We start from the raw sequence: 7062 nt of genomic DNA on the forward strand, positions 1-7062 counted from the left end.
CCACGGGGGCCCTGTGACGGCGGCCGGTACGGCGGCGGTGGCCGCGCGCTCGTCCACCGACTCCAGAAGTTCGCCCGCGGAGACGGTCATGTCGAGGACGGCGTCGAGCCCGTCCTCGTACGGCTTGGCGAGGCGCACCGCGCGGACGGCCAGCACCTCGAAGGAGGGCGGGCGTCCGAAGACGGCGAGCGCGGTCCCGGCCGCCTGGAGGCGTACCGCGGCCGCGCGGTCGTAGCGGAGCAGCCGGGTGAGGAAGGCGGCGAGGTCGGCCGCCTCCGTCTCGTCGGCGAGGTGCAGCACCGTCATGCGGCGACGGCCTTCTCCTCGGCGGACTCGTCCCGGTACTCCTGGAGGAACTCGCGCTCCTCCGCGGTGATCCGGCGCGGCCGCTGGGCCTCGAAGTCGAAGGGCACGACGACGGTGGAGGCCCGTACGTACACGGTGTCCGCGTCCTTCACCTCGTAGGTGATGGTGAAGGACGCGGCCCGGATCTCGGTGATCCACAGCTCGACGTCCACCGGGTGGTGCCGGTGGACGAGCTGCCGCTTGTAGTCGATCTCGTGGCGCGCCACGACCGACCCCTGCTGGAAGTCCTTGTCCGGGCGGAACAGGAAGTCGATACGGGCTTCCTCCAGGTAGCGGAGGAACACCACGTTGTTGACGTGGCCGTACGCGTCCATGTCCGCCCAGCGCAGGGGACAGCGGTAGATGTGGCGCAAGGTGCGATCAGCCCCGGGTCAGCTTCTTGTAGGTGGCGCGGTGCGGACGCGCGGCGTCGGCGCCGAGCCGCTCGATCTTGTTCTTCTCGTAGGACTCGAAGTTGCCCTCGAACCAGAACCACTTGGAGTCACCCTCGTAGGCGAGGATGTGGGTGGCGACCCGGTCCAGGAACCAGCGGTCGTGGGAGACGACCACGGCGCAGCCGGGGAAGTCCAGCAGCGCGTTCTCCAGGCTGGAGAGGGTCTCGACGTCGAGGTCGTTGGTGGGCTCGTCGAGGAGCAGCAGGTTGCCGCCCTGCTTGAGGGTGAGCGCCAGGTTGAGGCGGTTGCGCTCACCGCCGGACAGCACGCCCGCGGGCTTCTGCTGGTCCGGGCCCTTGAAGCCGAAGGCCGAGACGTACGCGCGGCTCGGCATCTCGACCTGGCCGACGTTGATGTAGTCGAGCCCGTCGGACACGACCTCCCACAGCGTCTTCTTGGGGTCGATGTTCTCGCGGCTCTGGTCGACGTAGGAGATCTTGACCGTGTCGCCGACCTTGATGGCGCCGGAGTCGGGGTTCTCCAGGCCCTGGATCATCTTGAACAGCGTGGTCTTGCCGGCACCGTTCGGGCCGATGACGCCCACGATGCCGTTGCGCGGCAGGGTGAAGCTGAGGCCGTCGACGAGGATCTTCTCGCCGAACGCCTTGTTGAGGTCGTTGACCTCGACCACGATGCTGCCCAGACGCGGGCCCGGCGGGATCTGGATCTCCTCGAAGTCCAGCTTCCGCATCTTGTCGGCCTCGGCCGCCATCTCCTCGTAACGGGCGAGGCGGGCCTTGGACTTGGCCTGGCGGCCCTTGGCGTTGGACCGCACCCACTCCAGCTCTTCCTTGAGCCGCTTGGCGCGCTTGGCGTCCTTCTGGCCCTCGACCTTCAGACGCGTCTGCTTGGTCTCCAGGTAGGTGGAGTAGTTGCCCTCGTAGGGGTACGCGCGGCCGCGGTCGAGCTCGAGGATCCACTCCGCGACGTTGTCCAGGAAGTACCGGTCGTGGGTGATCGCCACGACGGTGCCCGGGTACTTGGCGAGGTGCTGCTCCAGCCAGTTCACCGACTCGGCGTCGAGGTGGTTGGTGGGCTCGTCGAGGAGCAGCAGGTCAGGCTGCTCCAGGAGCAGCTTGCAGAGCGCGACGCGGCGCTTCTCGCCACCGGAGAGGTTGGTGACCGGCCAGTCGCCGGGCGGGCAGCCGAGCGCGTCCATGGCCTGCTCGAGCTGGGCGTCGAGGTCCCAGGCGTTGGCGTGGTCCAGCTCCTCCTGGAGCTTGCCCATCTCGTCGAGCAGCGCGTCGGAGTAGTCGGTCGCCATCAGCTCGGCGATCTCGTTGAACCGGTCGAGCTTGCCCTTGATCTCGGCGACGCCCTCCTGGACGTTCTCCAGGACCGTCTTCTCCTCGTTCAGCGGGGGCTCCTGGAGCAGGATGCCGACGCTGTAACCGGGGGAGATGAAGGCGTCACCGTTGGAGGGCTGCTGCAGCCCGGCCATGATCTGCAGCACGGTCGACTTACCGGCACCGTTCGGACCGACGACGCCGATCTTCGCCCCCGGCAGGAAGTTCAGGGTGACGTCGTCGAGGATCACCTTGTCGCCGTGCGCTTTGCGCGCCTTGCGCATGGTGTAAATGAACTCAGCCAAGAGAAACCGTCCGGCAGCTTGAAATCTGGCAGTGGGCAGATACACCCCATCTTGCCTGACCGCCACCCCTGGGGGGAAACGCGTGACCCCAGGACGCTCTGACCTGGGGTTCCGCGTATGGCGGCTCCGGCTCGGCTGTCACTGTCGGTCGTCCTCGGTCGGCCTCGGGCGCCCTGCGCGTACCCACCGAAGGGGACGACGTACGCGGCCAGCTGGCCTGGCGTGGACGTCATCGGTGATCAGAGGGTGATGATCGATGCCCCCTCCCAGCTTCCCGAACACCTCGTGACGGCAAGCGCTGGCCGACGACTCGTCCTGCACGCCATGCACAGCGTCGTCGACTGGCTGGCATTCGCCCGGTGGGAGGACGGGCGTCTCGTCCGTTCCCTGAGCCTGTCTCCGGACAGCGGCATCCTGGAGGGGACCAGCCCGTTCGAGCCGGGCCAGGTGGGCTGACATCTGCTGAGCGGTTCGTTACCAGGTTCGCCAATGCCTCAGGGTGGGGCCATGGAACGGGAGCAGCTCGAACGGCTGCTGGGCGGCGGCGACAAAACGTCGGCGGCCGCTCTCGCTGCACTCCGCGCCGACGCTTCATACGTCGTCTGGGACGGAATGACCTCGCCCAAGGCACTCGCGACGGTCTACGGGCGCCGACTCCGTCACACCCTTCGGAAGGGCATCGAGACTTCCGGCTTGGCCCAGGCCGTACAACGTCTCGACCTATACAGCCGACCGGTTCGACTGGGGCAGATCAGGACTGCCGACGGATCGTGGATCTTCGTGCTGTTTCTCGACGCGGACGGCAGCACGCTGGTGGCGTGCACTGGCGTTCGGCGATCTCCACCAGGCTCGGCACGACAAGACACCTGCTGAACCGGCGCACGGCCAAACACGCTTTCCAAGTCTGTTGGCGCCTAGTAGCGGCGCGTACAGGGCCGTGCACCTGCGTTCATGGGTGGCCTGGCCACGGGAAGGACCCGGCACACGGTCTCGTCCGAACAACGGTGAACGGGGCTGAATGAGACGGAAACTGAGACGGCCGCACTCTTCACCGCGGCACGGGGGACGACCCGCGGCCAGTTGCCGGAGCCACCGTCATTCGTGGAGCTAAGCAGCCTTGGGTCGCGCCGCACGTACGCCCCAGGCGGGCTCCTGTGCGCCCTCCAGCGGCAAGGTCTCGTCTTCCCCGAAGTCAGGGGCCTGGAAGGGGTTGGTCGTCGGAGGCGGCGATGTCGCAGTGGCGCAGCGGGGTTGCCCTTCCAGGGCGGAAAACAGTGATGTCAGGTCGATGAGAGGACTCTCTTTCGTTACAGGTCCCTGAAGGGGCCTGGTGTGCCGTAACCGGGCACAGCGGTCCTACAGCTTGGTCATCTTGGCGTACGGGCTCAAGATCCGCACTTGCGCCGAGCGGAAATCCACGAGCGCCGCGACTCCATCCTCGATGCCGACTACTCGGCCGAGGCCGTACATGTCGTGTGTGACCTGGTCGCCCACGGCGAAGTGCTTGGGAGCCGGTGTGACCGGGGCCTTGAAGGGACTGGTCGGCAAATGACGCTTCGGCGCAGCAGGCTTTGTCATGACTCAGTATGAGCCTACGTGTATCCCGTTCGCTGTGGCCGTCGGCACAGATCCGGACGAGGACAACCGCATCATGCCGCTGACCTGGGGTTTCGAGACGTGGTGGGGCGAAACTGGACCGCAGGTCCCCTTCACTGACCGTGGCTACCCCCGCATCTCACACGGTTGCACACGAACCTCAGCCGACGGCCGTCAGCCGTCAGGCGTCCATGACCTGGCCATTCCTGGTGTGCCTCGGTAGCTGACCTGTCACTGGTTGTCGACGTCGGTCACTGTCGAGCCCCTTCGCACGGCCCACAGACGGCCCAGGGGGCCGCCCACCCACCGCCGCCGACGTGACGCAGGTCGCCCGCCCCAGGCCGTCACTCAAGCGGCTGGGGAGCGACCAGGAGCTGTTCGCTGTAGTGCCAGGTGAAGGTGCGATCTGGTTCGAGGTGGGCGTCTCCCCAGTGGATGGCGTGGATGCCGTTCTCCGGGTCTGCCGTGAAGAACAGACAGACGAGCTTCGTGGAGGCGCCGAGCGCCTCGAATGCCTCGTGCAGCTCCTCGTAGTCCTCGGTCGTCAGGTCGTCGTCGAGCGGGAACAGCCCTTCTGAGGCTGCGGCCCATGCCCACGCACGTCCCGCACGGCTTCCTCCAGCTCCCGCGCCGCCTCCGCCAGGGTGGCGCCATAGGGACTGCGCTTCTTCAACCGGGCCGTCAGATGCACGGCGTGAGCTCGCGCGTGCGCGGCTGGCCAGCTGCACCGGAACCGCGGCAGCGAGTCCGCCGGCACGCTGCCCGAACCGCTGTATTGCAGTCGGTCGGGCAGAGCAACGTGATGGCAGCCATGATGGCCAACGCGAAGCTGAGCGCGTCAGCGAGTTCGACGACCGGGTAGGGCGCGTGCAACAGGCCGGGCACCTGGCCGCCGATCAACACTAGGCCCATGAGGAGAGGGCCCACAAGAAGCGCATGACCTGGTTGGGGCTCTGTCCCTTCGAAACCATAGTGCCCGCAAGCAGAAATCTTCACTCTGAGCAAGCAAAGGGATCGCCAGCAAGCTGACGATCCCTCATGCAAGACCGAGGCTAACGACACCCCTTCGACTGCGTCCCTTCTGCGTGAAAGGCCGAGCCTGACCGGGGCGGGGCCCCGACGGCGCACTGTGGATCAGCGTGACGCGGGCGGGATGCTCTGCTCGTACTGGAAGACGTTGTAGGGGTCGTACTTCGCCTTGATCTCGCGCAGCCGCTCGAAGTTGTTTCTCCCCCAGTAGGCGGTCTCCCACTCCTGCATGCCGACGTTTGGCACGTTGACGTAGGCGCCGTCCACGAAGCTGCGCATGGCCTGGCTGAATTCGGCGGTCCAGGCCTGGCACGTCGAGGTGAGCGGGTCGCAGACGCCTGGTGTCCTTGAAGGAGTTCCCCAGGCTGCGCCGATCTCGCCGTAGAAGATCGCGTCGCGGTGCACGAACGCGGTACCGCCGCGGGGCTCCTTCTTGATCGCCCCGCCGAAGGCATCGACGAAGTAGTTGCTGTCCTCCGTGGGAGCGTTTCGCATGTAGTAGCCGATGACGTCGATCGCCTTCTTCGGGAACAGCTTCTTGGCGAACTGTGAGAAGAACTTCACGTTGGCGGGCTCCTGCGAGCGCGGAACCTGGGCTCCGGCAAAGATGGGGCCCCAGTTACCGACCTGCACCTTCACTTCGGGCCTGCCGACCGACAGGATCGGGGCCAGCATCTTTCTGGCCTCTGCCGCCGTGCCCTCCGCGAGCCACGCGAACAGCAGGATCTGGGACTTGTGGATCTCGACTTCGGATCCGAGGCGGTTGTCGGCGAACGGTACCGTACGCTGCCATGCATCGAAGATCCCATGCAGGTCCGTAAGGCCGTCCCAGGTCGCCTGCACATAGGCGATGCGCTTGAGCGGGTGCACCTTGTAGGTGAGTTCCGTGACGATTCCGAAGTTGCCGTTTCCCGCCCCACGGAGCGCCCAGAGCAGGTCTGAGTGGTCCTTCAGGTCGGCATGGATCACCTTGGCGCAGTCGCGACCCGACGGGACGACGATCTCGGTCCCGATCAGGCTGTCGCAGGCCATGCCGAGCCAGCGGTTGAGGGGGCCAAGGCCGCCGCCGACCGTCGCACCGACCAAGCCGACGCTGCCCTCGCTTCCGGTCGTGACCGCGAGGTCCTTCTTGGCGAGCGTCGTCACCGCTTCCAACTGGGTCAGGCCGGCGCCGACCTTCGCGATACGAGCGTCGGTGTCGATGTGGACCGACTTGAGCTCGCTGACGTCGATCACGATGCCGTTGTCGATGTTCGACCAGCCCTCCAGGGCATGGCGGCCGCTGCGTACCCGCAGTGCGACGTTGTGCTGCCGCGCCCAGGTGAGGGCGTTCACCACGTCCTGGGTCTTCTGGGCGAAGACGATGACCAGCGGGTAGTGAGAGAACAGCTGGTCGTAGTCGATGCGATCATCCGTGTACGAGGCATCACCGGGGCGGACGACGCGACCGGTCAGCTTCGCCGGCGGACATCCCGACGACCCTTTGGTCGGGTCGCTCGCGGTCAGAATGCCTGAGGTGCTCGCGGCCGCAATGTCCGGCGCGCCTGCGGCCATAAGGCCCGGGACGACAACCGCCCCGGCGCCGGCGGCCGCTGACGCCCTGAGCAGGTGGCGGCGGGAAAAATCGCTCAAGGTCCAGATCCTCTCGATTGGGCTGTCCCGGTACGCGGCTGAGGGAGCCCTTTCCCGCCAGCCCCCGAGCGCTCCTTTGTGGTCGACCCCCGCACGGTAACGGGGAGACCATGCGGTGTTTCCCGACACGCCAATTGAGGACGATGACGACAGTCTGAAGGAGTAACTCAGCGGGATCCCGTCATAACCGGCTTGGGCTGCACCGCGCCCTGCTCGAAGCCATCTCCCTTGGCCCAAGCGGTCGGAAAACGCGGGTGCTCTCAAAGATGATGGGCTCGCCGATTTCGCTAGTGGTCAGCATCTCGCAATCGCCCGCCGAACCGCCTTTCTGATGAGAATTTGTGGGCGTGCCCCCGTACTCACCACTCTCCGCATGGAGAACCGGCGGAGCGGAGCGCAGCCGGGGCTTGAACC

6 protein-coding genes and 2 pseudogenes are annotated in these 7062 nt (G+C 66.5%); 2 read left to right on the plus strand and 6 right to left on the minus strand.

Features of this window, described 5'->3' with window-relative positions:
• From GT030_RS08640 to ettA, 3 genes and pseudogenes are all read right to left on the minus strand, one after another.
• Positions 1-306 (minus strand): annotated as a pseudogene (locus tag GT030_RS08640) (hypothetical protein); the annotation flags it as partial.
• Positions 303-719, minus strand: coding sequence for a thioesterase family protein (locus GT030_RS08645; RefSeq protein ID WP_030813986.1), 417 nt, complete (start codon positions 717-719; stop codon positions 303-305). The pseudogene GT030_RS08640 and the gene GT030_RS08645, both read right to left, overlap by 4 nt.
• Before the next feature lie 7 nt (positions 720-726).
• Entirely contained in the window at positions 727-2391 is a 1665-nt protein-coding gene (gene ettA / locus GT030_RS08650) for an energy-dependent translational throttle protein EttA (RefSeq protein WP_161200591.1), read from the minus strand.
• 180 nt (positions 2392-2571) lie between these two features.
• Between ettA and GT030_RS08655 the strand changes: the two are divergent.
• Both GT030_RS08655 and GT030_RS08660 read left to right on the plus strand, forming a co-directional pair.
• Positions 2572-2811 (plus strand): annotated as a pseudogene (locus GT030_RS08655) (hypothetical protein); the annotation flags it as partial.
• 87 nt (positions 2812-2898) lie between these two features.
• Positions 2899-3264 carry a hypothetical protein gene (locus tag GT030_RS08660; RefSeq protein ID WP_237522274.1) on the plus strand — a complete coding sequence of 122 codons (366 nt, stop codon included), beginning with the start codon at positions 2899-2901 and terminating at the stop codon, positions 3262-3264.
• A 483-nt stretch (positions 3265-3747) separates the two neighbouring features.
• Here GT030_RS08660 and GT030_RS08665 read toward each other — a convergent pair whose 3' ends face one another.
• The 3 genes from GT030_RS08665 to GT030_RS08675 all read right to left on the minus strand — a co-directional run bounded on the left by GT030_RS08665 (position 3748) and on the right by GT030_RS08675 (position 6648).
• On the minus strand, positions 3748-3969 hold the full coding sequence (locus tag GT030_RS08665) for a hypothetical protein (RefSeq protein ID WP_161200593.1): 222 nt from the start codon (positions 3967-3969) through the stop codon (positions 3748-3750).
• A 362-nt stretch (positions 3970-4331) separates the two neighbouring features.
• Positions 4332-4715, minus strand: a complete 384-nt coding sequence (locus GT030_RS08670) for a hypothetical protein (protein WP_237522275.1) — start codon at positions 4713-4715, stop codon at positions 4332-4334.
• A 406-nt stretch (positions 4716-5121) separates the two neighbouring features.
• Positions 5122-6648 carry an FAD-binding oxidoreductase gene (locus GT030_RS08675; protein ID WP_161200594.1) on the minus strand — a complete coding sequence of 509 codons (1527 nt, stop codon included), beginning with the start codon at positions 6646-6648 and terminating at the stop codon, positions 5122-5124.
• Positions 6649-7062 lie beyond the last annotated feature (414 nt).

The organism is Streptomyces sp. SID1328 (assembly GCF_009865595.1).
Classification (GTDB): Bacteria; Actinomycetota; Actinomycetes; order Streptomycetales; family Streptomycetaceae; genus Streptomyces; species Streptomyces griseoluteus.

Coding starts and splice junctions, on each gene's coding strand:
- GT030_RS08660 (WP_237522274.1), top strand. CDS start 2,899: ATGGAACGGGAGCAGCTCGAACGGCTGCTGGGCGGCGGCGACAAAACG.
- GT030_RS08665 (WP_161200593.1), bottom strand. CDS start 3,969: ATGACAAAGCCTGCTGCGCCGAAGCGTCATTTGCCGACCAGTCCCTTC.